The organism is Mesorhizobium sp. B2-4-3 (assembly GCF_006442815.1).
GTDB lineage: Bacteria > Pseudomonadota > Alphaproteobacteria > Rhizobiales > Rhizobiaceae > Mesorhizobium.
In genome coordinates, this window is the sequence record NZ_VFVL01000029.1 from 28,026 (window position 1) to 51,007 (window position 22,982).

General features: G+C 63.5%; 22 protein-coding genes and 1 pseudogene. 9 read left to right on the forward strand and 14 right to left on the reverse strand.

Going from position 1 to position 22,982, the window contains the following annotated elements:
* Window positions 1–89: 89 nt before the first annotated feature.
* Together FJ956_RS31060 and FJ956_RS23460 are read left to right on the forward strand one after the other, a co-directional pair.
* Entirely contained in the window at window positions 90–680 is a 591-nt protein-coding gene (locus FJ956_RS31060) for a CatB-related O-acetyltransferase (RefSeq protein WP_281405631.1), read from the forward strand.
* Between the two features lie 15 nt (window positions 681–695).
* Complete coding sequence (locus tag FJ956_RS23460) at window positions 696–1,667, forward strand: glycosyltransferase (protein ID WP_140680648.1); 972 nt, start codon at window positions 696–698, stop codon at window positions 1,665–1,667.
* 417 nt (window positions 1,668–2,084) lie between these two features.
* Here the strand turns inward: FJ956_RS23460 and FJ956_RS23465 are convergent, their stop codons facing one another.
* A complete protein-coding gene (locus FJ956_RS23465) occupies window positions 2,085–2,327 on the reverse strand; it encodes a DUF982 domain-containing protein (RefSeq protein ID WP_095816412.1) in 243 nt (80 codons plus the stop codon).
* Between the two features lie 281 nt (window positions 2,328–2,608).
* On the opposite strand from FJ956_RS23465, the gene FJ956_RS30615 reads away from it, so the two are divergent.
* A complete protein-coding gene (locus tag FJ956_RS30615) occupies window positions 2,609–2,773 on the forward strand; it encodes a hypothetical protein (protein ID WP_181170281.1) in 165 nt (54 codons plus the stop codon).
* A 148-nt stretch (window positions 2,774–2,921) separates the two neighbouring features.
* Here FJ956_RS30615 and FJ956_RS23470 read toward each other — a convergent pair whose 3' ends face one another.
* Complete coding sequence (locus tag FJ956_RS23470) at window positions 2,922–3,167, reverse strand: DUF982 domain-containing protein (protein WP_140645004.1); 246 nt, start codon at window positions 3,165–3,167, stop codon at window positions 2,922–2,924.
* Between the two features lie 106 nt (window positions 3,168–3,273).
* On the reverse strand, window positions 3,274–3,468 hold the full coding sequence (locus FJ956_RS23475; protein WP_140680646.1) for a hypothetical protein: 195 nt from the start codon (window positions 3,466–3,468) through the stop codon (window positions 3,274–3,276).
* Between the two features lie 416 nt (window positions 3,469–3,884).
* Between FJ956_RS23475 and FJ956_RS23480 the strand changes: the two genes are divergently transcribed.
* The gene (locus FJ956_RS23480) at window positions 3,885–4,244 is read left to right on the forward strand and encodes a metalloregulator ArsR/SmtB family transcription factor (RefSeq protein ID WP_040988334.1); all 360 of its coding nucleotides are present in this window, start codon (window positions 3,885–3,887) and stop codon (window positions 4,242–4,244) included.
* A 617-nt stretch (window positions 4,245–4,861) separates the two neighbouring features.
* Complete coding sequence (locus FJ956_RS23490; protein ID WP_140680644.1) at window positions 4,862–5,650, forward strand: fumarylacetoacetate hydrolase family protein; 789 nt, start codon at window positions 4,862–4,864, stop codon at window positions 5,648–5,650.
* A 9-nt stretch (window positions 5,651–5,659) separates the two neighbouring features.
* On the opposite strand, the pseudogene FJ956_RS23495 reads toward FJ956_RS23490, so the two are convergent.
* From FJ956_RS23495 to FJ956_RS23525, 7 genes and pseudogenes are all read right to left on the reverse strand, one after another.
* A pseudogene (locus FJ956_RS23495) lies at window positions 5,660–5,887 on the reverse strand (ABC transporter permease); the annotation flags it as partial.
* Window positions 5,888–5,920: 33 nt separating this feature from the next.
* Window positions 5,921–7,435 (reverse strand): ATP-binding protein, encoded by a 1,515-nt coding sequence (locus FJ956_RS23500; protein ID WP_140680642.1) that lies wholly within the window; start codon window positions 7,433–7,435, stop codon window positions 5,921–5,923.
* A gap of 300 nt (window positions 7,436–7,735) precedes the next feature.
* Window positions 7,736–8,542, reverse strand: a complete 807-nt coding sequence (locus FJ956_RS23505) for an ABC transporter permease (RefSeq protein WP_140680640.1) — start codon at window positions 8,540–8,542, stop codon at window positions 7,736–7,738.
* Between the two features lie 5 nt (window positions 8,543–8,547).
* Complete coding sequence (locus tag FJ956_RS23510; RefSeq protein WP_140651915.1) at window positions 8,548–9,381, reverse strand: ABC transporter permease; 834 nt, start codon at window positions 9,379–9,381, stop codon at window positions 8,548–8,550.
* A 23-nt stretch (window positions 9,382–9,404) separates the two neighbouring features.
* On the reverse strand, window positions 9,405–10,520 hold the full coding sequence (locus FJ956_RS23515; RefSeq protein ID WP_140680638.1) for an ABC transporter substrate-binding protein: 1,116 nt from the start codon (window positions 10,518–10,520) through the stop codon (window positions 9,405–9,407).
* Between the two features lie 71 nt (window positions 10,521–10,591).
* Window positions 10,592–11,686, reverse strand: coding sequence for an ABC transporter ATP-binding protein (locus FJ956_RS23520; RefSeq protein ID WP_140680636.1), 1,095 nt, complete (start codon window positions 11,684–11,686; stop codon window positions 10,592–10,594).
* Between the two features lie 368 nt (window positions 11,687–12,054).
* The gene (locus FJ956_RS23525) at window positions 12,055–12,942 is read right to left on the reverse strand and encodes a LysR substrate-binding domain-containing protein (RefSeq protein WP_140680634.1); all 888 of its coding nucleotides are present in this window, start codon (window positions 12,940–12,942) and stop codon (window positions 12,055–12,057) included.
* Between the two features lie 82 nt (window positions 12,943–13,024).
* Here FJ956_RS23525 and FJ956_RS23530 point away from each other — a divergent pair, with 82 nt between their 5' ends.
* From FJ956_RS23530 to FJ956_RS23540, 3 genes are all read left to right on the forward strand, one after another.
* Window positions 13,025–14,617: an amidohydrolase gene (locus tag FJ956_RS23530; protein WP_181170280.1), complete on the forward strand. Its 1,593-nt coding sequence runs from the start codon at window positions 13,025–13,027 to the stop codon at window positions 14,615–14,617.
* Between the two features lie 34 nt (window positions 14,618–14,651).
* Window positions 14,652–15,584 (forward strand): dimethylarginine dimethylaminohydrolase family protein, encoded by a 933-nt coding sequence (locus tag FJ956_RS23535; protein ID WP_140680630.1) that lies wholly within the window; start codon window positions 14,652–14,654, stop codon window positions 15,582–15,584.
* Between the two features lie 165 nt (window positions 15,585–15,749).
* The gene (locus FJ956_RS23540) at window positions 15,750–16,472 is read left to right on the forward strand and encodes a 3-keto-5-aminohexanoate cleavage protein (protein ID WP_140680628.1); all 723 of its coding nucleotides are present in this window, start codon (window positions 15,750–15,752) and stop codon (window positions 16,470–16,472) included.
* 212 nt (window positions 16,473–16,684) lie between these two features.
* Here FJ956_RS23540 and FJ956_RS23545 read toward each other — a convergent pair whose 3' ends face one another.
* Window positions 16,685–17,743, reverse strand: a complete 1,059-nt coding sequence (locus tag FJ956_RS23545) for a Gfo/Idh/MocA family oxidoreductase (RefSeq protein WP_140680626.1) — start codon at window positions 17,741–17,743, stop codon at window positions 16,685–16,687.
* 101 nt (window positions 17,744–17,844) lie between these two features.
* Complete coding sequence (locus FJ956_RS23550; protein ID WP_140680624.1) at window positions 17,845–18,630, reverse strand: ThuA domain-containing protein; 786 nt, start codon at window positions 18,628–18,630, stop codon at window positions 17,845–17,847.
* 334 nt (window positions 18,631–18,964) lie between these two features.
* On the opposite strand from FJ956_RS23550, the gene FJ956_RS23555 reads away from it, so the two are divergent.
* Window positions 18,965–19,720, forward strand: a complete 756-nt coding sequence (locus tag FJ956_RS23555) for a DUF4239 domain-containing protein (RefSeq protein ID WP_140680622.1) — start codon at window positions 18,965–18,967, stop codon at window positions 19,718–19,720.
* Window positions 19,721–19,722: 2 nt separating this feature from the next.
* Here the strand turns inward: FJ956_RS23555 and FJ956_RS23560 are convergent, their stop codons facing one another.
* Both FJ956_RS23560 and FJ956_RS23565 read right to left on the reverse strand, forming a co-directional pair.
* On the reverse strand, window positions 19,723–20,970 hold the full coding sequence (locus FJ956_RS23560; protein ID WP_140680620.1) for a glycosyltransferase: 1,248 nt from the start codon (window positions 20,968–20,970) through the stop codon (window positions 19,723–19,725).
* A gap of 246 nt (window positions 20,971–21,216) precedes the next feature.
* On the reverse strand, window positions 21,217–22,680 hold the full coding sequence (locus FJ956_RS23565; protein ID WP_246672146.1) for a DUF2778 domain-containing protein: 1,464 nt from the start codon (window positions 22,678–22,680) through the stop codon (window positions 21,217–21,219).
* Window positions 22,681–22,982: the final 302 nt, after the last annotated feature.

Below are 22,982 nucleotides of genomic sequence, written 5' to 3' on the forward strand. Positions count from 1 at the left end.
GGCAGGGGGCGAGACATCACCAGTTGGAATGCCCGAGTTCGCCCGGGCATCCGAAGGGTTATGTCGCTGCGCGCCGAGTGAGTTTCAAAGTGTCGACTTTTTCGAAGTGGTTGAAAGATGTTCGCCACTATCTGCCTGAGAACGCGTCTGTGGGACGCCACACCTATGGTGTGACATGGCGAAAGATCCTTTACTGCTCGAAGGATACTCCGCTGAGAATCGGAGCCTTCTGCTCCATCGCTCGTGAGGTGCTTTTCATGTGCGGTGGGCAGCATCTGACCGACAGTGCGACCTCCTTTCCAATCTACAGCCGCATGCTGGATCAGCGCGACCCGGTTCCGAACGCAGGCAGGCCCGGCGGGATCATGATTGGCAATGATGTTTGGATTGGCTATGGCGCCATAATACTTCCGGGCATCGAAATCGGCGACGGTGCGGTCATCGGCGCCGGCGCAATTGTCACCAAGGATGTGCCGCGCTATGCCGTCGTCGGTGGATCTCCAGCCAAGCTGATCAGATATCGCTTTCCGCAGGATATCATCTCGAAGCTGCTGGATATCCAATGGTGGCACTGGGACGACGACAAGATCAAGAGCGAGGCAGCCATCCTCACCGGTCCGATCGAGACTTTCGTTGCCAAGCATTTCGTGGCAGGCGCCGGAGTGAAGCAAGCGGAATAGCTAGGCCGGCAGCAAATGACGAAATCCTGTTTCTTTCTGGCGGCGGATGCCAAATACTTTCCCTATGCCTGCCTGGCGGCGCGCCGGGTGCTGGACGTTTCGCCGGCGACAGACGGCTTTATCCTGCAAATGAATGTCGGCGCGGCCGATCTTGCCGCAGCGCGGCGATTGCTCGCCGATCGCGTCAGCGTAATCGATCTCTCGCAGATGATGCAAAATGCGCGCTTTTCGCCCGGCCATCTGAGCCTCGCGGTTTATATGCGGCTGTTCGTGGACGAGATGGCCGAATTCGTCCCCTACAGCCGGGTTGTCTATTTGGACAGCGACGTGCTCTTCAACCGGTCGGTCGTCGACCTGATGGAAACCCCGCTGAACGCGCCGCTTCTGGCGGCCCACGATGTTCAGTCGTATTTCGAGCCGAGATATCGGGAGCGCCTTTCCATGCAGTCCGGCGCTCCATATTTCAATTCTGGCGTTCTTTTGCTCGATCTGCCCTGGATCAGAAGAGATGGCCTGTTGGGCGCGGCTCGGCACTTTGCTTCGCTTCGCGTCAATGGACTGGATCAAGGCGCATTGAACCTTGCATTCGAAGGCAAATGGCAGACCCTGCATCCTTCGTGGAACGCCATGACCAACTACAGTTGGCAAATCCCGTTCGGCAGCGCCTTTGCCCGGCACTTCAACTGGGGCAAGCCTTGGGACAAGGTGCCGCTCGGCGTCGAACGCGCTGCTCTCGACATCTACCGCGACTTGGCGCGCGGCACGCCTTGGGAGGCTGCTTTCAAGCGCCGTGTTCCTTTCGAGCGCGGCCAGATCAAGCGTTTCATCCGGCGCTTTGACAAGGTCGGCAGTCTTGTTACCAACCGCGAGCGCCTTCGCCGCCGCGCCCGCTACGACGGCGAGAAGGTGTATGAAATCTTCGCAAGGCAAGCCGACGAAGGGGCGATGGCGGCGCAGTTTCCCGAGATGCTTTGCGGCTTTGGCTGAACCGGCCGCGGCGACGGGCTGTGGATAATAGCCACCCGTTTACCACGCGCCGGCGCTTGCGTTGCGGCCGGGCTCCGACTCGCCGAAATGGAAGGGCCTGAACCCGTCAGGCAACCCCGAACCCCAGCGGCCGGCGTTTTCATGTGCCCCACGGGATGCGTTCTTGAACGTGTTCCGGAGTATGCGTCGGCCGTCGCTTCGCCCCCATGGAAAACAAAAGCCCGCCGCGGCAATGGGAAACCGCGACGGGCTTGGCGGCGTCCCCGGTGGGACGCCATGGGGAAATCGAGGCTGGAGCAATTCCAGGAAAAGTGTCACACGGTTAGGCTCGGCGACTTCGCCGTAGCCTTCCGTCCGGAATTGCGTAAAAACAAAGAGATAGAGCGGTTCGCCGTTTCCGTGAAACGGTGAAACGCTCTACGCCAGCAGGCCGGCGACCTTGGCCGCCTTGCGCAGTGTCTTGCGGGCTTCCACCGGGCTGCGCAGACCGTCGAGCGCATCGCGGCAGACACGGCTTGCCGAGCGCCAGGCGCCGTCGCGCGCCTGTCCCGGCCAGCGTTGGTCGAGGCATTCCATCGCTTCGAAACAGCTTGATACCTTGCGCTGGCCGTTTGGCTGGAAATCGATCACGACTGGTTCGGAAAACCAGACATCGTTCATCACTTCCTCCGTTCTTGTGATTGTCTTAGAGCAAGCAATCGGTGCCGGATGAGCACCCGATGCAGGTCCGCGCGGGGCGATGCGGACCCTCGCATTAACCAACCATCGCGCGTTAGGTTCCGAAGAATTTCAAGGCCGGGACGGGCCGCGCCCGAACGGGCTCATGGGCCTCCGGATCCATGATCCGGATGGCTGAAAAATCGTGTGACCAAAGTCACTGCCGCGCCCTCGCGGACGGCGCTAATGAATCCGGCAGGCTGATGAAACGCGGGAAACCTCTCATGCTTATCGCCGTGCTCGCATCCACCATGACCGTCGCCACCTTGATGGCGACCGCTTTCGGACTCTACGAGGAAGTGCGGCTGAGCCGTGCCCGCGCTGAAGCCGATCGTTTGCGCGCGTTTGGAACGGCGCGTCGGTTTTCTGTCAAGTCGCGCGATCGATAGGCCCGACGCCACCAGGCATGTTCACTCCGCTTCAACTGGCCATGTGCATCTTTCGGGCCGGAATCCTGCTTTCTCCGGCGGTGTTCGCGGTGCTGGCGCTCTTGTGGCTTTACTATCGATAGGCCGGCTTGTGGAACGCCGGTCCGCTCTATTCCACCAGCACATGCGCCTCGCGCGCGGCGACAACAAAGGCCTCCCTGGCATTGTCCGCCGCGACGTCGCCGCGGATCGCGCGGCGGCACGCGCGCAGCGCCGCGCCATGCGGCGCGCTGCCGGCATCGCGCCATTGGCCGGTCAGCAGTTCGACAGCCTGCTCGGCGTTGGATATGTGGCGGATCGAGCCGGAAACGCCGACGGCGACTTCGACCGGCCTCGAAAACCATCCCTGGATCATCGCTAACCTCCCGAAATATGTCGGAGAACGATATATTTTACCGTAGCGCTGCCCCACGAAACGTCAACTTAACGTGAAGCCGTCTCGCCTATGCGGCACGCGCTGCTCATCGTCCAAGCGGCTTCCGCGAAAGCTCGATCAGTTCCGCCTCGTCGGTGATGCCCGCCATGTAATTGGCGAGGATGCGCGAGGCGCGTGCTTCCTTCTGCTCGGCGGTCTCACCCTCGACATTGCCGTTTTGGTAGACACGGCCAAGCATGGCCGTCTCGTCGGGGGTGAATGTGTTGCGTACGACGGACATGGCTTCCTCCTACAGCCCGGTCCCCTTTGCCCCGGCTAATATTAGCACGCTTCGAGATTGGGAGTGAGTCGCGGCAATATCGTGGCCGAGGTCTCCTCGACCGGTCACGCCGACTGCCCGCGGTTGGCCGCTGCTTTGCCGGCCTCGTTATATTCTTGCCGAATGAGCGCTTCGCTGATACGCATTAGCAGCGTGGAATTTTTCCGAGTCTGCATTGACTTGCGCCCAGAAAAGCGCCGCGCGTTCTGTCCGAGACCAACAACCCCGACGTGGTGGCAACCGGGTTACGAAGGGGTTCTGGTTGAAAAGAAGCAGGGCAGGTCCCGTGTCCAATCGGGGCATGCTCATCAACGCTCTGGAACTCTGAAGCCATTGCCCCCATGGCCTTCGGAAGAGCATGAACCATGGGGAAATCGATGGTCACCAAGAAACTTACCGCCAACGCAGAAAGCGCGGCAGCCTTTCTCGCGGTGATGGGCAACGAGAAGCGTCTGCTCATCATGAACTACCTGGCCGAGGGCGAACTCTCTGTCGGCGTGCTCGCTGACAAGGTCGAACTCAGCCAATCGGCGCTGTCGCAACACCTGGCCAAACTACGCAGGTTTGGCCTGGTCGAAACCCGCCGCGATCGTCAGATGGTCTATTACTCCTGCAAGTCTTCGGCAGCGCGCGAGCTCCTGGCGCTGCTCGATGGCCTGTTGGCCATGGACAAGCCGCTTGCCGGACCGGCAAGGCAGGCGTTTGTCGAGAGGATGCGGCGGCCGCAAGCCGCCTGAACTGACTGCTACGCACGGACGAGGCCGGGGGGCCTTCGTCTGGCGCGGCGCCTCGATGGCGCAGTGCTACGAACGGGGGCCGTACGGCGCCGCCGCTCATACTTCTTGCACCTCGAAGCCGAACCCGCCGCGCCGCTTGCCGGACGGACGGTGCATCACATTTGTTTGACAGATAGGGGGCGCCAAACATCAAGTTCCCCCTGCAAGCCGTTGATATAACGGTTTTTTGTAACGCGTACGGGCGCCAGATCTAGCCCAAGATTACAGATTTGTAAGTCGCCCTGCGCCCTTCCGTTGGCTAACCTTCGAGTCGATCCACACCCCCGGATCATGACGGTGCCGAGCTTCCACTTCGGCTCCGTAAGAGGTCCGCCGCTCCCGGCGGGCCTCTTACGTTTTGCGGTCACGGCATGCCTGCGGAACTCCGTCGTCTGGCCGATCTGGACTCTCGATTCCCGGTCACCTATCGTCTCGATCCGTTCACATTGCGCAATGTCCATGCCGGGCTCCCGATCTAATGCATGTCGCCCGGAAGTGTGCAGCGGTTCTGGGACAACGACATGCAGCAAAACAAAGACTTAAAGCAGCGCGGCATTTTTTGATCTTCGGTGCTGACGATGTTCGATCCAGAAAAGGCCAGGGCCGCTTCACGCCTGCTGGTGAGCCATTGGGACAACGGCACCCGTTTCGATGCGATACCCGAGCTGCTGCGGCCACGCACCCGCTCCGAAGGATATGCCGTCCAGTCGCATGTGATGGATCGCTCCGCGGCTCCGCTTTTCGGTTGGAAGATCGCCGCAACCAGCCTTGCCGGGCAAAGGCACATCAACGTCGACGGTCCGATGGCCGGGCGCCTGCTGGCGGAGAAGGCGGTCGATGTCGGCGGAGCCGTTTCGCTGGCGACGAGCAGGATGCGCGTGGCCGAGATCGAATTCGCCTTTCGCTTCGGCCGCGAGCTGCAGCCGCGCGCGGAGCCCTATGAGATCGCCGAAGTGATGGATGCGGTGGCGGCATTGCACCCGGCGATCGAGATACCGGACTCGCGATACGACGATTTCTGCGCGGTCGGCGCGGCGCAGCTCATCGCGGACAACGCCTGCGCCAATCTGTTCGTCATCGGCGAGGCCGTGGAAGACGATTGGCGCGACGTGGATCTGGCGAAGCACCCGGTGGTCGGGTTCGTCGCCGGGAAGTCGCGCCATGACGGATCGGGGGCGGCCGTGCTGGGTGACCCCCGGATTGCCCTTCAATGGATCGTCAACGAATTGTCGGGCCTCGGCATCGCGCTACAGCCTGGGCAGGTGGTGATAACCGGCACCTGCGTCAAGCCGATAGAAGTCGAGCCCGGCGATGAAGTCACCGGCGATTTGGGCAGGTTCGGCCGCGTCTCGGTCAGGTTTGTCTGATCGGCCGTTTCAGCGCACGGCGCGCTGCCTTGTGACGACGCTGCGCACGGCGAGCACCAGCACGGTGACGATGATCAGGATCACCGAAGGTGCCGCGATCGCCGGATCGATGTTGTCGCGCAGGCCCATCCACATTAGCCGCGGCAGGGTGATGGCGTTCACCGAGGTGATGAACAAAGTCACGCCGATCTCTCCCAAGGAGAGCACGAGGGACAAAAGGGCCGAGGTGATGATGCCGATCCGTCCGAAGCAACCTCAATCAATCTGGAATTAGGCGGATTGCTGCAACTCTTTGTCCAATAGCCGGACGGTGCTTCCTTCTTTCCTCAGTTCTGAGATGATCTGTCCGACATTCTCCCTTGTGAACCATTCTTCGGGATCAAAATTGGACCCGCCCCAAACTTCCAGGATCGGCACGCAGAGACGCTTCAACGTGCCGAAATAATCCTCCAACAACTCGGCTCGACCGACTACCAGCCGAGTAAAATATCTATCTTCGACCGCTTTGAGACGCGTATGTACACGCATGCCGTAGTCCATACCTCTCCCAAGGATACGGTCCTTCATTCCTCGATGATCGGTGAACAGCGCAATTTTTTCGGCATCTGGCGCATTGGCCGTCGTAATCGCGGCGTGAGCAAGCAGGCTGTGCATCCTGATGAATATGTTCACCGACGTGAGGAACGGATGATCAACGCGACCCTTCAGGCGATGATAATCCTCTCGGTAGCTCTTGGTCGTGACGAAGACAGAGTTCCCATAAGCCCGCCAATAGTCGTACTCACCAAAATAGACCGATCTGCCGTCAACCCGGATACCCTCGACTCCGGTGACATCCTTACCGTCGATGTTCCACAGCCGAGTACGAGGTGACACGTCAGAATTGGTCAACACAATGAAGTCGTGCCATCCAAACGACGCAACGTAGTTCATTTCTTCACTGGCAGTTTTGAGTAGCTTATGTGGACGCTCAAGGGTGAGGAAGTTGTTTGCTGAATCCAAGAGCGCGTAGCTTGACACGACGTGTTTGCCAGCAATCTCTCGCACTTGCTGATCAGTTTCAGTGGTCCCAAAGTCGAGAGCATTGATTTGCGCGATAAACTCCCAGCGCGCACTTTCCGTGAGTGCATCGATTGTTGTCCAATCAACGCCCGGTCCAGTGGCAGGTGCCGCACTCATGTTTTCTACAAGGATTTTCAGAACGGAAGCGGTCACAGATTTCGTGATGGCCTTTGTCATTGCCTGAGTGCGCGTGAGTTCATCCTCTTCACGCGTTTGAACGGCTTCGACATCCCGGAACCGCATGCACCGCTTTAAGATTGTGTCCCACTGCTGATATCTCGATATTTTCACTGATTCTGGACCGACGCTCCGCACGTAGATATGCATGAAGCTGCTTTCGTCTTTGGCTCCAATTGGTGTGGTGCCGTGGGACGGGATATGAACGACCGGATAAGTGACCCCGTTGGTAAACTCGGTAAAGCGAACCTCGCACTGCAAGGTAGGTTCCAGGCGGGTTTTCAAGAGGTTATGGATCGCGTCTGAACGGAAGTGTTCGAGGGGAAAGGCCTCAGACCGCGCCTCCGGATTGCCGTCGTTATCAACCCCAAAATAAACACGACCGCCGCCGTGATTGGCAATCGCAGCGATGTGCCGGGCAATCTTCGCCTGGCCTTCCTTGTTCGACTTCGAGATATCCATCCAAGCTTTAAATTCAACATTTAGCGTTTCGCTGCGGTGCCGCAGGTCCACTTCCATTTGCTGAACATCGGTCAAGACAGCCATCTGTGGGTCCAAACTCTTTCCGTGATGAAATCAAGATGGAGAGTTAAGTGCACGGAGATCAAGGTCTGTTGTGGAGGCGGTGAAGAACGATTGTGGACAAAGGGCTTGAGGGTGGAGAACGGTGGTATGAGCAAGGAACCATAGCGTAGCGGCCGGCGTGGGAATTCAGCCGGTCGCCTGGCAGCGATAGGCTGACGGCATCGCAGGCGGTTAGGTCAAGGGCGGGCATTTCTTTCCGGAGGAGCATGCTGAAGGCACAGCAGCGGCGCTAGCGAAATTTTTTGCGGCGTGAAGGCTCGCCTACTGTCCGCCGCGCATCTTCACCGCCACACTCCGCACGGCGAGCACCAGCACGGTGATAATGATCAGGATCACCGAAAGTGCCGCGATCGCCGGATCGATGTTGTCGCGCAGGCCCATCCACATCAGGCGGGGCAGGGTGATGGCGTTCACCGAGGTGATGAACAGCGTCACGCCGATCTCCTCCCAGGAGAGCACGAAGGACAGCAGCGCCGCGGTGACGATGCCGAACTTGATGTTGGGCATGATGACGCGCGTCGCGCGTTCCCAAACGCTCGCGCCAAGGCCGCGCGCGGCAAGGTCGATACGGCGGTCGAGCTGGCTGAGCGACACCAGGATGAGCACCGTGGCGAAAGGCACCGTCATCACCGAATGCGCCATGGCCACACCCAGCCAGGTGTCGTAGCCGAAGAACGAGGTGAGGCCGGAGACCGAGGTGAGCAGGAAATAGAGCGTGACGGCCGAGACCACCGGCGGCACCACCATCGGCAACAGCACGAAGCCGACGAGGGCGGCGGTGAAGCGCGGCTGGAACATCCACACGCCGAGGCTGAAAGTGAGGGCAAGCGCGGTGGAAAGGATGCTGCTGACGACGCCGATCCTGAGCGAAAGCAGGATCGATTCCAGCCAGCGCGGATCCTCGATCAGCGAGCGGTAATGGCGCAGCGACAATTCACCCGTCGGCATGGTCAGCATGCGGCTCGGCGTCAGCGACACCGGGATGACGGCAAGCAGCGGCATCAGCAGGAACAGCGCGACCAGCACGGCGAGGATGAGCGAGACGGGGCCGGGGCGGTAGGTCGGCATCTTGGCTACACCAATTGCTTCGGTTTGACGTAGCGGAACAACAGCGCCATCAGCGCGCCGACGAACACCACCAGAACGACGCTGATCGCAGCACCCAGCCCCCAGTCCGGGCTCTGGAAGATGCGCAGGTAGATCAGCTCCGCGATCATCACGCTGCGGCCGCCGCCGAGGATCGCCGGCGTGACGAAGAAGCCGAGCGAGAAGACGAAGGTGATCAGCGCCGAGCCGATGATGCCGGAACGCGTCATCGGCACGAACACCGTCCAGAAAGTGCGCATGCGGCTGGAGCCCAGGCCGCGCGCCGCGAGCAGCACGCGCTCGTCCAGGCTGCGCATGGCCGATGCCAGCGGGAACACCGCGAAGGGGATCAGGAAATGCGACATACCGACGATGACGCCGAACTCGTTGCGCACCAGGGTCAGCGGCTCGGAGATGAAGCCGATCGATTGTAGCCAGGTGTTGATCAGGCCGCGATTGGAGAGCAGCGCCACCCAGCCGAAGGCGCGCGTCAGCACCGAGATCCAGAACGGCACCAGGATACAGAATTCGGCAAGCACGCGCTGCGTCGGGCTGCCGCGCACCCAGACAACGGTGATCGCATAGGCGGCGGTGACCGAGACGACGGTGACGATCGCCGCGATGCGCAGCGTGCGGATGAACACCGACTGCACGAGGTCGTCGGTAAGCAGGGCGTGGTATTGCTCCAGCCCTGGCGTTGGAAGCGTGAAGCTCCACTTCACCACGCCGAGGAACGGCCAGGCATAGGCAAGGATAAGGAACAGGAGCAGCGGCGCCATCAGCAGCGCCGCGCCCATCCTGTCGGAGAGGGTGCCTCTCATCGGGGTTGAAGATCTCGGCCGGATCAGGCCGAGATGATCTTGGTGTATTCGTCGAGCGCGCCGCCGTAATTCTTGGCGTACCACTCCATGTCGAGCGGGATCTGCTTCTTCATGTTTTCCGGATCGACGGGGTTGATGCGCTTTTTGTCGGCCGGGATCAGCGCGTCGGCCGCCGGGTTCGCCGGGCCTTGGCCAAGCTTGTCGAACATGACGAGCTGCTTCTGTGGATCCTGCGCGCTGGCGATGAACTTCATCGCCGCGTCCTTGCCGCCGGGGTTGTTCTTCAGCACCGCGAGCGCGCCGGGCGAGATCAGGCCCTGGTCCCAGATGAACTTGATCTGGCCGCCCGAGTCCTGCTCGATCAGCGAGGCGCGGGTCGACCACACGATCGCCATCGAGGCCTCGCCGTTGAGCAGAACGCTCTGGCTTTCGGCGCCGCCGCCCCAGTAGGAGACGACGTTTTCCTTGAAGGCGGCGATCTTGTCATGCGCGCGCTTCAGGTCGAGCGGATAGAGCGAGGCCGGCGCCACGCCGTCGGCCAGAAGTGCCGCTTCCCAGCTCGACACGCCCCATTTGTAGAGCGAGCGCTTGCCGGGGAATTTCTTGACGTCGAAGAAGTCGGCCATGCCGGTCGGCGCGTTGGAGCCGAACTTCTGCGAGTCGTAGGCGATCACATAGGAGAAGAAGTAGGTCGAGGCGGCATATTCCCAGCCGAAGCCCGGCCGCATCTTGCTCTTGTCGACGACCTTGTAGTCGATCGGTTCGAGCATGCCCTGGCCGCCGAGCGTGATGGCCGAGAACGGATCGACGTCGACCAGGTCCCAGGTCGGCGCGCCGCTCTTGTACTGCGCGGCGATCGCGCCTTCGGTCGGACCGGAGCCGTCCATCTTGACCGGGATGCCGGTGTCCTTGGTGAAGGCCTGGCCGTAGGCTGCGTCGTAAGCGGTGATTGCGTCGCCGCCCCAGTTCACCAGCACCAGCCCTTTGGTCTCGGCTTGAGCGCCGGTCGAGCGCAAAAGCATCGGCGTGCCGGCGAGCACGAGGCCCGCGAGCTGCGCGAATTGCCGGCGCGAGATCTCGCCGCGCCTGGTCCGCTCGGCGAGGGATTCGATGGTCTGTTTCTTGGTTTCGTTCGTCATGTCAGTTCCCCTTGTTGTCGTTGATTTGAACCGGAAGCCGGCGCGGCGATTTCAGGCCGCTGCGGCGCTCTCTATTGTCCTCCGTCCGGAAGGAGGAAACCCTTTTCCGCCGGCCAGGTCAGCCAGACGGAATTGCCTTTGCTCAAGGCTGCGGCGGCGACCTCGTTCGGCACCGAGACGGTGACTTTGGCGCCCTGGCGCGTGGTGAGGTCGAGCTTGGTCGCGGCACCGAGATAGGTCGAGGCGACAGCGGTCGCCGCGATGCCGTTCTCGTTGACCGATGCTTCCGGCGCGATCGACATGTCCTCGGGTCGGATGGCGAGGATGGCGTCGCCCTTTATCGTCTCGGCCTTGCAGCGCATGTTGACGGCGCGGTCCTCGCAGAGGCCCGTGGCGCCATTGTCGGCGGGGCGCACGCCCTTCACTGGCAGCATGTTGATCTCGCCCAGGAACTCGGCGACGAAGCGGTTGGCCGGACGGTCGTAGACCTCGTCGGGCCTGCCGACCTGCAAGAGCTTGCCGTGGTTGAAGATGGCGACGCGCGACGACAGCGCCAGCGCTTCGCTCTGGTCGTGGGTGACGAAGACGAAGGTGGTGCCGGTTTCCTGGTGCAGCCGCTTCATCTCGGCCTGCATCTGGCCGCGCAGGCTCTTGTCGAGCGCCGAGAACGGCTCGTCGAGGAGCAGCACGCCCGGCTCGAACACCAGCGCGCGGGCCAGCGCCACGCGCTGCTGCTGGCCGCCGGAAAGCTGCGCCGGCAATTTCTTCTCATGGCCCTTGAGGCCGACGCGCTCGACCATCTCGCCGACACGGGTTTTGATCTCGGCGGCCGATTTCTTTCGCACCTTGAGCGGGAAAGCGATGTTCTGTTCCACGCTCATATGCGGGAACAAGGCATAGCCCTGGAATACCATGCCGGCGGCGCGCTGCTCGGCCGGCCGGTTGGTTATGTCGACGCCGTCGCTGAAAAGCTTGCCTTCGCTCGGCTGCACGAAGCCGGCGAGGATCATCAGGAAGGTGGTCTTGCCGGAACCTGAAGGTCCAAGCAGCGTCAGAAACTCGCCGCGGCCGATATCGAGCGTCAGATTGTCCAGCGCCCGGAAGGAGCCGAAGCTCTTGCCGATCCCGTTCGCCTTGATTTCTGCGGCCCGGCCGGGTTGCTGCATCCTGGCTCTTTCCTCGGTTCCCAATGAAATCGTAGGCATGGCTGCGCCTCACCGCAACCGAATAGTTTTCGCCTGATCGGCAAATTTGATTCACGGGTGGCGAGGGTTGGTGGGCGGCCGGAGCGTTTATGGGCGTTCGACATGCTCACGAACGTTCGCGATTAGCCAAAGCGTGCATGCCGTCGTCATTCCAGGGCGGAGCAAGGAGCGAAGCGACGCGCGCAGACCCTGGAATCCATGCCGTTACCTACGAGCGTTACAACGGTCCAGAATTCTCACCCGCCGCACCCCTCGGTCAACGTCACGGCATGGATCCTCGGGTCAAGCCCGAGGATGACGACCGGAGAGGGCGGCGGCTCTCAATTCGCCTAAAGTCTGTTCTCCAACAACTTCGCCCTTAGCCAGTCGCTGAACGCATTCAGCACCGGGTGGCCCGCCTTCGCATGCTCGAAGACCAGGAAATAAGCACGCGGCGAGGGAAATGACGCTTCGAACGGCTTGACCAGCCGGCCCTCGCTCAGTGCTTGGCGGCCGGTCAGCTCGTCGCCCAAGGCAATGCCCTGGCCGGCGATCGCCGCCGAGAAGACGAGGTTCATGTCGGAAAAGAAGATGCCGCCTTCGGTATCGGGATTTTCCACCTTGGACAGCGCCAGCCAGCGCGCCCAGTCCTCGGTGTCGCTGAGATGGAGCAGGTTGGCGCGCAGCACGTCGGCGGGTTTGGAAAAGCCGCCGACCTTGTTGAGCAGCCTGGGGCTGCAGAGCGGGGTGAAGGAGACTTCGCACAGCAGCTCCACCGCGCGATTCGGCCAGTTGCCGACGCCGAAGGCGATGAAGGCGTCGGCCTCCGGATTGCTGACATCGTCGAGCCGCCGCGGCGTCAGCACGGAGAGCGCGACGTCCGGATATATCTGCTGGAACTCGCCGATATGCGTGCACAGGAACATCGAGGCGAAGCCCGGCGGACAGGAGATGGCGAAGGAGCCGCCGACGCCGGCGCCGTTGTTTTGCGTCCCCGCGTCGCCGAGCACGGTCAGCGCCTTCCTGACATCGGCTGCGTAGCGCTGGCCGCGCGGCGTCAGCGCCACGCCCTTGCCGATGCGCTGCAACAGATCGAAGCCGAGATCGCGCTCGAGCAGTCGTAGCTGATGCGAGACAGCACTTCGGGTGAGGTGAAGCTCGTCGGCCGCGCGCCAAACGCTGCCGTGACGGGCGAAGCTGTCGAGGGCGCGCAGCGCCTGCGTGGAAGGTATGCGCAAGAGGCCTCAGGTGAACCGAATTTGCACGAGCCGGGAAAACATATCACTTTTTGCCGAGCCGCTTCACTGCTTTTCTTGGCCCATGGACAAACCGGTGACGAGTTCCGCGCAAGAAACCGCGCTCACCTGCATCGACAGCATCCAGCCGCTGCTGTCGGCCTGGACGCGCACCATCTTCGATTTCGGCGAAACCGCCTGGCGCGAATATCAGTCGGCTGCCTGGTATGTCGATCGGCTGAAGCGCGAAGGCTTTTCGGTCGAGGAAGGCTCGGGCGGGATGCCGACGGCCTTCTGCGCCCATTGGACGAATGGCGACGGCCCGGTGATCGGCATGTATGGCGAGTATGACGCCGTGCCCGGCAACTGCCAGGACGCCGCGACGATTAAACGCGCGCGGCCGGGCCTCGGCGTCGAGGCCGGCGGCCACACCGATCCGCATTCGGGCCTCGGCATCGGCAGCCTCGGCGGGCTTCTGGCTACCAAGGCAGCGATGCTGGAGCATGGCATCAAGGGCACGCTGCGCTTCACCGGCGAGCCGGCCGAGAAGGTGAGGGGCTCCAAGCCGATCCATGCGGCAAAAGGTTATTATGACGGCCTCGCCGGCATGATCTCCTTCCATCCCTTCTACATGCTGCCGCTCTGCAACACCGCGCGCTGGGACACGCATTGCGGCGCCGCCTATGCGATGATCTATCGCTTCGTCTGCGACCAACCGGAAAATTGGATCCGCGCAAGCGACGGCGCACCGATCCCGCAGGCGCATTCGGCGGTCCGGGCGCCCGGCGCCAACGATGCGCTGATGATGATGTACATGGCCTCCAAGGCGCTGCGCGATTCCATGCTGACGCATCAGGGCGGCTGGTCGATCAGCGAGGCGATCCTGACGGCAGGGCAGGCGACGGCCGACAATTTGCCGGCAGGCCTAGCCGAGATCCAGTACATGATCCGCGTGCCGACCATTGCCATGGCCGAGCAGGTGACCGCCGTGCTCGACCGCAATGCGGAAGCGGCGGCCAAGATGAGCGGCTGCCGCTACGAGCGGCACTGGGTATCGAAGTCGCGCCCAGGGCTGGCCAACCACGCCATGGCCGACATCACCTATCAGGCGCTCTCGACCGTCGGCGCGCCGCGCTGGGACGAGGCGGCGAGGGCCATCGCCCGCGAGGTCCAGGTCAACGCCGGCGGCGAGGCGACCGAGAACCCGTTCATCGACGAGCTCGAGCGGCTGATCGCGCCGCGGGACGCGGAAGCGATCCTGCGCCGCGACCTGCCGCCGTCGCAGGTCAACTCCACCTCGGACGACTACACCGACATGAGCTGGCACGCGCCGACCTCGCGCTTCTATGTCGCCCGTCCGGCGCTGCGTTCGGCAAACGGCCGCGCCTATCCAGCGTGGGTGATGAACGCGCTGGGCGGCATTCCCGCCACCATCGATCCGATGGTGACCTGCGCCGCCAAGACGGTGGCGCTGACGGCGCTGCGCCTGCTGGAAGACAAGGCCGCGCGCGATGCCGCGATGGACGAATTCGTCAAGCGAACCGGCGGCGGCGTCGGCGGCTCGAACTGGATCGCGCCGCTATGCGACTACGAACCGCCGGTCAACTTCCGCTGGCCGGAATATGTCACCACAGCCCGCGGGCGCGACTGGTGGATCCCGGCCGCTTCCACCGCATGACCGATCAACGATAAATCAGCTCGAGGAGAACCCCATGACCGTCCATGACCGCATCGTCGCCGAGCCGTTCTCGCTGCAGCGCCGCAACCCCAATGGCGGCACCAAGCCGCTGACCGCCTGGGGCTTCGCCAATGAGACCGACGTGCTGACCGACGTGCTGCTCGGCTCGCCCAATTTCCTGCGCCACCTGTCGACCAGCTCGCTGTCGAGAAAACATCTGCGCGAGGCCCCCTGCAACGTCCAGATCGCGCAGGCGCAGCACAAGGACCTCGTCGCCGCCTATGAGCATTTCGGCGTCAACATCCACTGGCACGAGCCGACGCCGGAACTGCCGATGCAGGTCTATTCGCGCGACTCCAGCGTCATGACGCCTTACGGCGCCTTCATCACCGCCATGGCCAACTGGTGGCGGCGCGGCGAGAATTACGCCGCCATCCGCACCTATGAAAAGCTCGGTATCCCGATCTACGACATGGTGACGGCCGGCACCTTCGAGGGCGGCGATTTCAACGTCATCGAGGAGGGCGTGGTGCTGATCGGCTGCGGCGGCGCCCGCACGCAGGAAGAGGGCGCGCGCCAGGTGCAGGCCTGGTTCGAGAAGGAAGGCTGGGAGACGCGGCTTGCCTTCATCGACGAATATTACGTCCATATCGACCTGATGGTCGTGCCGATCGCCGAGAAGCTCACCGCCGTCTGCCTCGCCTGCACCGAGCCCGGAATCGTCGACTGGTTGAAGGGCAAGGGCCACGAGATCATCGACGTGCCCTTCCAGGACACGATGGCGCTCGGCTGCAACTTCATGTCGCTCGGCAAGGACAGGGTGATCGCGCCGACGTCGAGCAAGACACTGATCGAGAAGCTGAAGGCTCAGGGCTTCGAGGTCGCGGCCGTCGACATGAGCGAGATCTCCAAGACCGGCGGCGGCATCCACTGCATGGCGCAGGCCCTGAAGCGCGTGCCGGCGTAGGGGACTTTCGAAGTTCGGCAATCGTTCATGACTAAAGCTTGCCCTCTGGCCGACGGGCCAGGGGGATATTGGTTGCGCGGCCTGTCAGTAGACAGCATCGCTCCGGTTCCGGCCAACCTGATCCTGGGCTAGGCTCCCGCCTGTCGAAACAGGATTGCCGCAACGATGATCGTTCAGGCCTGCATCAACGGCGCCCGTCCCGCCGATTTCCACCCCGCATTGCCGCTCGACCCCGAGGCCATGGCGCGCGACGCCGCCGCCTCGATCGCTGCGGGCGCCGCCGAGCTGCACGTCCATGCGCGCGGCGCCAACCGCCAGGAGAGCCTGGCGCCGGAGGCGATGGACAGGACGGTCGCGGCACTGCGCCGCGCCTGCCCGGGCACGCTGATCGGCGTCTCCACCGGCGCCTGGATCGAGAAGGACGATTTGCGCACGCTTGTCGCCATCTCCGGCTGGCGCGAGCTGCCCGACTATGCCTCGGTCAATCTCAGCGAGACCGCAGCACCCGTGGTCATGGAGAGCCTGCGCCAGCGCGGCATCGGCATCGAGGCGGGTCTGGCATCCGTCGCGGACGCCGAGCGGCTGGTCGACCTCGACCATGGCGGCCGGGTGCTGCGCGTGCTGATCGAGATTTCGGAGCAGACGATTGATCAGGCCTTTGCGGTGGCGGACGGCATCGAGACGGTGCTCGAACGCGCCGGCATCCGCAGCTCCATCCTGCTGCATGGCGAGAACGCCACGGTTTGGCCCTTCGTCGAGCGCACGGCGGCGCGGAAATTTTCGACCCGAGTGGGATTGGAGGACGGCAAGGAATTGCCGGACGGCAGCGTGGCGGACGGCAATGCGGCGCTGGTGGCGGCGGCGATCGGGATTTATCGGTCTCGATAAAACATGCTAGGCTGGCGGGACAGCGCCCCCCTCTGGCCTGCCGGCCATCTCCCCACTTGGGGGGAGATCGATGTCGCGCCGGCTTTCGCCTATTGTTGGCGTCTAAAGAAGCGCAGCCGCGAAGCTGCCAATCTCCCCCCAAGTGGGGGAGATGTCCGGCAGGACAGAGGGGGGCGCCGTAGAGCGCAACGCTTCCCTGCCCCTGCGAAACCTCACTGCGTATCCGCGTTGGCCCTCAACTCGGCGCGCTTCTCATCCGACACCACGGCAAGGTCCAGCACCTTCTGCAGGCCCGCCGCGTGGCGGAAGGTCGGCTCGGTCTGCACGCCGCCCTTCACCGCCTCGACGAAGCGCTGGTAGTTGGTCGGCACCTGGCCGGCGTCGAGCTCCTCCCATTTGGCGTTCTCGACATTGCTGCCGACACACGCCTTCAGCACCGAGCCGTCGAGATTGTGCACCACCTCGATGCCGCCCTTGTCGCCATGGATGCGCAGGCGCAATTCGTTGATGTGGCCGGTGGCCCAGCGGCTGGCATGCACCACGCCGAAGGCACCATTGGAGAAATCGAGCGTCATGGCGAAACTGTCGTTGGCGTCGAGCTGGTACGCGCCGATGCGGTTGCCCGGCGCCTTGTCGAAGGCGCGCAGCCGGCAGAAGACATGGTCGATGTCGAGGGCCGCGCCATAGCTGGCGAAATCGAGGATGTGGATGCCGACATCGCCGAGCACGCCGTTCGAGCCGTGGCCGCGCGACAGCCGCCACAGCCATTTCGGATCGGTGCGCCAGTCGCCCCAGAATTTCGACACAAGCCAGCTCTGCAGGTAGGAGGCCTCGACATGGCGCACCGTGCCGATCTCGCCGGCCTGCACCATCTGCCGCGCCTTCTGCAACGCGGCCACGTTGCGATAGGTGAGGTTGACCATGTTGACGACGCCGGCAGCTTCCACGGCATCGGCCATTTCGTTGGCCTTGCTGAAATTTTCCGCTAGCGGCTTCTCGCACAGCACCGGCTTGCCGGCGGCGATCAGCGCCATGGTGGTCGGGTGATGGATGCGGTCGGGCGTGACATTGGCGACCGCGTCGAAATCGCCCCAGTCGAGCGCCGCCTCCAGTGAGGTGAAGCGCTTCGCGATCTTGTAGGCGTCGGCATATTCGCCGACGCGCTTTTCATCGACATCGACGGCCGCCGCCAATTCCACGCCCTCGATGGCGCCAAAGCGGCGGGCATGTTCCTGCGCCATCCAGCCGGTACCGAGTATCAAAAGCCGCATTTTCTGCTCCTTTGAGCGATTTGGTTCGATTCAATTATGGAATGCGAATGTGACCCAGGCGCTGTATCCGCGCAATCCCAAGCGAGAAGAGAAACGCTTTTTTAGCGGAAGCCGGCCTCGCCATGCGCGTGCAGCTTGGGCCCGCGCTCCTCGATCGGCTCCAGCGCCTTCTCCGCCGGCACGTTCGGCGCATCGAGGATGGCGGGCTTCGACCCCTGCGGGTTGTGCGCCCACTTCACCGCGTTGCGCAGCACTTTCTGGACCGTCGCATCGTGATAGGTCGGATAGGTTTCGTGTCCGGGGCGGAAGTAGAAGACATTGCCGGCGCCGCGCCGGTAGGTCAGGCCCGAGCGGAACACCTCGCCGCCCTGGAACCAGGAGATGAAGACGGTTTCCAGCGGCTCCGGCACGGCGAACTGCTCGCCATACATCTCCTCATTCTCCAGCTCGAAATATTCGCCGACGCCTTCGGCGATCGGATGGCTGGGGCTCGTCACCCAGAGCCGCTCGCGCTCGCCGGCCTCGCGCCATTTCAGCGTGCAGGGCGTGCCCATCAGCCGCTTGAAGATCTTCGAGAAATGGCCGGAATGCAGCACGATCAGCCCCATGCCTTCGAAGACCCTGTGCGCCACGCGCTCAACGACGTCGTCGGCCACCGCGCCATGGTCCTTATGGCCCCACCAGACGAGCACGTCGGTTTCGGCAAGGCGGGATTGCGGCAGGCCGTGCTCGGGCTGCTCCAGCGTCGCCGTCGAGGCGGAGATCGCCTTGTCGGCGGAGAGCGCCTTGGCGATGGTCGCGTGCATGCCTTCCGGATAGATGGAGGCCACCACCTCATTGGTCCGCTCATGGATGTTCTCGCCCCAGACGACAGCGCGAATTGTCATGGATAGCCTCGTGTGTGATTGGGAGCCGCCCCGACGTTCATACATAAAGGCTTTGGACTGTATTGGAAGGTGCTTTGCGGTGGCGAATTTTCGACTTCGTCATTCTAGGGCGGAGCAAGGAGCGAAGCGACGCGCGCAGACCCTAGAATCCATGCCGCGACCCTGCCGACGTGTAAGAGCGTTTCAGAACAAAGGATCAGCCTGAACCGCCGTAACGCTCATAGGTAACGGCATGGATTCTAGGGTCTTCACTCCGCTTCGCGTCGCTCCGCCCTAGAATGACGAACTTAGGAGGCCGATTGGCAAGCGCCCTGTCTCATGCGCAATATTAGCCATGGGCGAAGTACTTGTAGGAGCAGCGATCTTTGCTTGCCTGGCCGGGGCCTCGCTGGTCAGCCTGATGGTGCACAAGCGCTTCCCTGCTCACCACCTTCAGGACGACACCAGCGCGGTGGTGCGGCTTGCCGCTAACCTGTTCGTGGTGATGTCCTCGCTTATGCTCGGCCTGATGATCAATTCGGCCAAGAACACATTCGAGGCCATCAACGGCAACGTCCACACCTTCGCCACCGATCTCATCCTGCTTGATCGAACGCTCCGACATTATGGACCGGAAGCGGACAGCGCCCGGCAATCGCTGACCGCATACGTCCAGCGCGTCGTCGACACCTCCACCGCCGACAGCGACACGACCGTCGTCCCGAACAGGCTGGCGGAACTGCTGCTCAATCAGGTCGGCGACATCCTGGCGGGATTGACGCCGGCGGATGCTAGGCAGACCGCAGCGCAGCAGACCGCGACACAGCAACTGCAGAAATTGATCGAGCAGCGCTGGATACTGGCCGAACAATCCGAGGGCGCCATACCCGCGCCGCTGATCGTTCTCCTCGTCGCCTGGATGACGCTGATCTTCGCCAGCTTCGGCTTCCGGGCGCCGCGCAACGGCACCATCGTCTTTACCTGCCTCGTTTCCGGGGCGCTGGTCGCCGCGGCGATCTATCTGATCGTCGACATGGACAGCCCGTTCTCAGGCCCGATCCAGGTCTCGCCGGCGCCCCTGCAAAGGGCGCTGGCGGAACTGACGCAGTGAGTTCACCGGTCGGGCTGGCCAAGCAATTCGACCACCAGTCTCGCCGCCGCCTCGGCGCCGTCGGTGCGGATCATGCCGGCGCAAGCCCTCGCGCGAGCGCCGGCCTCGGCCGCCAGCGCCACCCCCAGCGCCGCCGATAGCGACTCCGCCGTAGGCACTGGACCGTCATGCGCGGCGCCGATGCCCAGTTCGGTCGCCCGTCGCGCCCAATACGGCTGGTCGCCGATCTGCGGCACGATCGCCTGCGGCGCTCCCGCCCGCGCGGCGGCAACGGTCGTGCCGGCGCCGCCATGGTGGATGACCGCGGCCACGCGGCCGAACAGCGCCTGCTGGTTGACCTCGCCGACGGCGAAGCAGTCGTCGCGATCGTCGACGGGGCCGAACTCCGCCCAGCCATGCGCGATGACCGTGCGAAGGCCCTTGGCGCGGATCGCCGCGATGGCGGCGCTGCCGGCTTCCCTGGCTACCGATATCGAGCCGAAGCCGACATAGACAGGTGGCGGGCCTGCATCGAGAAAGGCCTCCAGGCCATCGGGGAGGGGCCGCTCATCCCGCAGGAGGAAGGCGCCGGTCTGCACCGCATCGATCATGTCCGAGCCCGGCCATGGCCCGAGCGTCGGGTCGCAGGCGAGCAGGACCCTGTTGCCGTAGACATAGTCCCGGACATTTTCCACCCGGGGCAGCCCGAGCGACGCGCGCTGGCCGTTGATCGCCTCGCCGAAGAGCGCGTTCTTGGTCCGGATGTCCATCTCCCACAGCAGCCGGTTGTCGGTCACGCCGGGCGGCAGCGGATGGCTCGGATATTCATGCGGCCGGTTGTGTGGCGACGGCAGCCAGATTGGGCAGAACGTGCCGAGCATGTAGCGCATGCCGCGTTGTTCCGCGACCAGCCGCGCGGCGGCGCAGGACGGGAAGAGCCCGAACGCCACTACCGCGTCACAGCCTTCGGCGGCTGCGCTAAGCGCCTCATATTGCCTGGCGACGATCTCGGCCGCCTGGCCGGCAATGAGCTTGGCCCGGTCCTCGGGCGACGCCGATCGCGACCGGTCGATCATTTCCTTCGCCCATTCGCGCACCGGCGCGAAGGCCGGGGCCATCGGCACACCGGCGCGGGCCAGGAGGGCCGCAAACTCCGCGTCGCCGGGCGCGCTCACCTTGGCCTCGACGCCCTGCGCCTGCAACGCCGCGCCCAGCGCCGCCAGCGGTTCGACGTCGCCGCGCGAGCCGTAAGTCGATAACAAGATACGCATTCGGTGCTCCGTTATGGTTTTTCGGAGCCGCGTTGATACGCCATGGCCGGGGGCTTGCCGCAAGCCCGGGCTGCGCCATATCTACCATCTGGGAAGGGTCGTTATCGCTTCCTCCGATGAGGTTGCGATCGTCGCCATGGGTTTAAGCGACGGCAAACACCCGGGCGCGTCTTGGCGCGAGGCCCCTTCGGATCGGCAAGTGGGGATCGATGACAGCCGGCGACCAGCGCGCCGGTAGGGCAGCGCTTAACCCTGGCGGCCTTCCTGGGCGACCTGGGTGGGGGAGCTTGTGAGGCGCGGGACGACCACGAGGCGCTTGATCTTGCCCTTTTTATAGGCGGCAAGGAAGCGGTGATAGTCCTTGAAGACGACGCAGCCATTGGATTCCGCGCGGCCGCCGCGTAGCATGTAGGTGTGGGCAAGCAAGCCGTTGCGGCCGTATTTGTTGCTGCCGCTGGTCGGCGTGAGCCTGATTGCCTCGACGCCGTGAAAGCGCGATTCCCGTATCGACAGATTGTAGGTGTCGGGCGGCGTCGGGCCGACATTCTTGCGGTTGACGAAGCGCGGCTGGTCGACCATCGAGCCCAGTCCCGAATGCGCCTCCAGTTTCGAGCCGTCGGGCATGTAAACGGTCCTCGCCGAAATGTCGTAGACGGCGACGCCATTGCTCGTCGAGGGCCCGTTGAAAAGGTTGCGGAACGCGCTGCCGAGTCCACCACGCTCCGGCGTGTCCGGCTTGGCATAGGCGAGCATCTCTGACGCCTGCGCCTTGCGCTTGCTGCGCTTGGAGTCGGCCACGAGCGGCTTCGAGCCCGTTACGCCCGGCAGGCCCTGGTCGCCGCTTCTCGGCGAGGCCACTGTCGGTGCGCCTTGCGCGGTCTCGGGAGCGGCCTGCTGCGGCTTGGCCTTGGCCGCCTGCGGCTTCGCGGCCTCGGGCTTCTGCGGCTTGGCCGCGCTCTGTTCGGGCGGCTCGGTGGCGCGATCGAGCGAGGTGCGCGGGCGAAGGCCTGGCACGGCAATGGTGTCGGGCAGATCGTCCTGGGGCGGCAGCGAGGCGACCTGATATTCGCCGGCCTGGCCATTGTCCGAATTGTCGGCGGCATTGGGCGCGTCGCTGTTTTCGAGCGCGACGGCGGTTGGAACGTCGGCCGTATCTTCCGGCGCCATGTTGGCAAGCGCCAGCGCCAAGTCGGAAGCGCCGGCGATTTCGGCCGGTCGCGAACCGAAGCGGGCTTCCGCCGGGGCGCCCGGCAGCGCGCCGCCGAAGCGGCTTGCCGAAGGCAGGCTGGCCAGCAGGAACGGCGCCTTCTCGGCGCGGGCAAAGGCATCGGCAAGCTTTTGCGGCGAAAGCGCCGCGCGCTTTACAACGCCGTCGAAGCGGTCGACGGCACCGGCGGCCGAAGCCACCACGACCTTCTCCTGCGCGACGCTGTCGGGCACTGGCAGCTTGAGGCGCGCCGTCTTGCCGGCGTGGCCTTCTTTCTTCAGTTTTTCAGGAGCTTGGCCGTCATGCCTGAAGCTTGTCGCGAGGCTGAAACAGCCGGCGTCGCAGCCGCCGGTGAGCGAGCCAGCCTGGTAGCCGCCATTGGCGGAAAGACGCGGCGCCCAGGCGTTGGCGATCTGCCGGCGCTGGTCGCCAAGCGCGATCTTGCGCGGCGAAAGCAGGCCTTGCGGCAATCCGTTGGAAGCGGCGGTCAGCGAGGTGCTCACCGAATGGAGCCCCGCCAAGGTGGCGGCGGACCACAACACGAGGGCGGCGCCGACAGCAGGCACCACGACCCAACGATGACCAGACTTTTTCGAAGTTACCCCCCCATAAGGAGCGTCACCCCGGTTCTTCAAACGCAAAAACGCCATACGACCACTCTCAATCGGCATGCCGGTTTGCGGACCTGGCACCCGTCACGATCACAGTTCGCTGGTGCCCCCTGCACCTTCACGCGTCTGTTGCCGATTGATTCAAAAGATGGACAAAGTTGGTTAACCAATCCCTCCACCAATCGCCGATTTGG

Excerpts from the sequence above, each read along its gene's own strand:
- FJ956_RS23460 (WP_140680648.1), top strand. The coding sequence starts at position 696 with ATGACGAAATCCTGTTTCTTTCTGGCGGCGGATGCCAAATACTTTCCC.
- FJ956_RS23465 (WP_095816412.1), bottom strand. The coding sequence starts at position 2,327 with ATGAACGATGTCTGGTTTTCCGAACCAGTCGTGATCGATTTCCAGCCA.
- FJ956_RS30615 (WP_181170281.1), top strand. The coding sequence starts at position 2,609 with ATGCTTATCGCCGTGCTCGCATCCACCATGACCGTCGCCACCTTGATG.
- FJ956_RS23470 (WP_140645004.1), bottom strand. The coding sequence starts at position 3,167 with ATGATCCAGGGATGGTTTTCGAGGCCGGTCGAAGTCGCCGTCGGCGTT.
- FJ956_RS23475 (WP_140680646.1), bottom strand. The coding sequence starts at position 3,468 with ATGTCCGTCGTACGCAACACATTCACCCCCGACGAGACGGCCATGCTT.
- FJ956_RS23480 (WP_040988334.1), top strand. The coding sequence starts at position 3,885 with ATGGTCACCAAGAAACTTACCGCCAACGCAGAAAGCGCGGCAGCCTTT.
- FJ956_RS23490 (WP_140680644.1), top strand. The coding sequence starts at position 4,862 with ATGTTCGATCCAGAAAAGGCCAGGGCCGCTTCACGCCTGCTGGTGAGC.
- FJ956_RS23500 (WP_140680642.1), bottom strand. The coding sequence starts at position 7,435 with ATGGCTGTCTTGACCGATGTTCAGCAAATGGAAGTGGACCTGCGGCAC.
- FJ956_RS23505 (WP_140680640.1), bottom strand. The coding sequence starts at position 8,542 with ATGCCGACCTACCGCCCCGGCCCCGTCTCGCTCATCCTCGCCGTGCTG.
- FJ956_RS23510 (WP_140651915.1), bottom strand. The coding sequence starts at position 9,381 with ATGAGAGGCACCCTCTCCGACAGGATGGGCGCGGCGCTGCTGATGGCG.
- FJ956_RS23515 (WP_140680638.1), bottom strand. The coding sequence starts at position 10,520 with ATGACGAACGAAACCAAGAAACAGACCATCGAATCCCTCGCCGAGCGG.
- FJ956_RS23520 (WP_140680636.1), bottom strand. The coding sequence starts at position 11,686 with ATGCAGCAACCCGGCCGGGCCGCAGAAATCAAGGCGAACGGGATCGGC.
- FJ956_RS23530 (WP_181170280.1), top strand. The coding sequence starts at position 13,025 with ATGGACAAACCGGTGACGAGTTCCGCGCAAGAAACCGCGCTCACCTGC.
- FJ956_RS23535 (WP_140680630.1), top strand. The coding sequence starts at position 14,652 with ATGACCGTCCATGACCGCATCGTCGCCGAGCCGTTCTCGCTGCAGCGC.
- FJ956_RS23540 (WP_140680628.1), top strand. The coding sequence starts at position 15,750 with ATGATCGTTCAGGCCTGCATCAACGGCGCCCGTCCCGCCGATTTCCAC.
- FJ956_RS23545 (WP_140680626.1), bottom strand. The coding sequence starts at position 17,743 with ATGCGGCTTTTGATACTCGGTACCGGCTGGATGGCGCAGGAACATGCC.
- FJ956_RS23550 (WP_140680624.1), bottom strand. The coding sequence starts at position 18,630 with ATGACAATTCGCGCTGTCGTCTGGGGCGAGAACATCCATGAGCGGACC.
- FJ956_RS23555 (WP_140680622.1), top strand. The coding sequence starts at position 18,965 with ATGGGCGAAGTACTTGTAGGAGCAGCGATCTTTGCTTGCCTGGCCGGG.
- FJ956_RS23560 (WP_140680620.1), bottom strand. The coding sequence starts at position 20,970 with ATGCGTATCTTGTTATCGACTTACGGCTCGCGCGGCGACGTCGAACCG.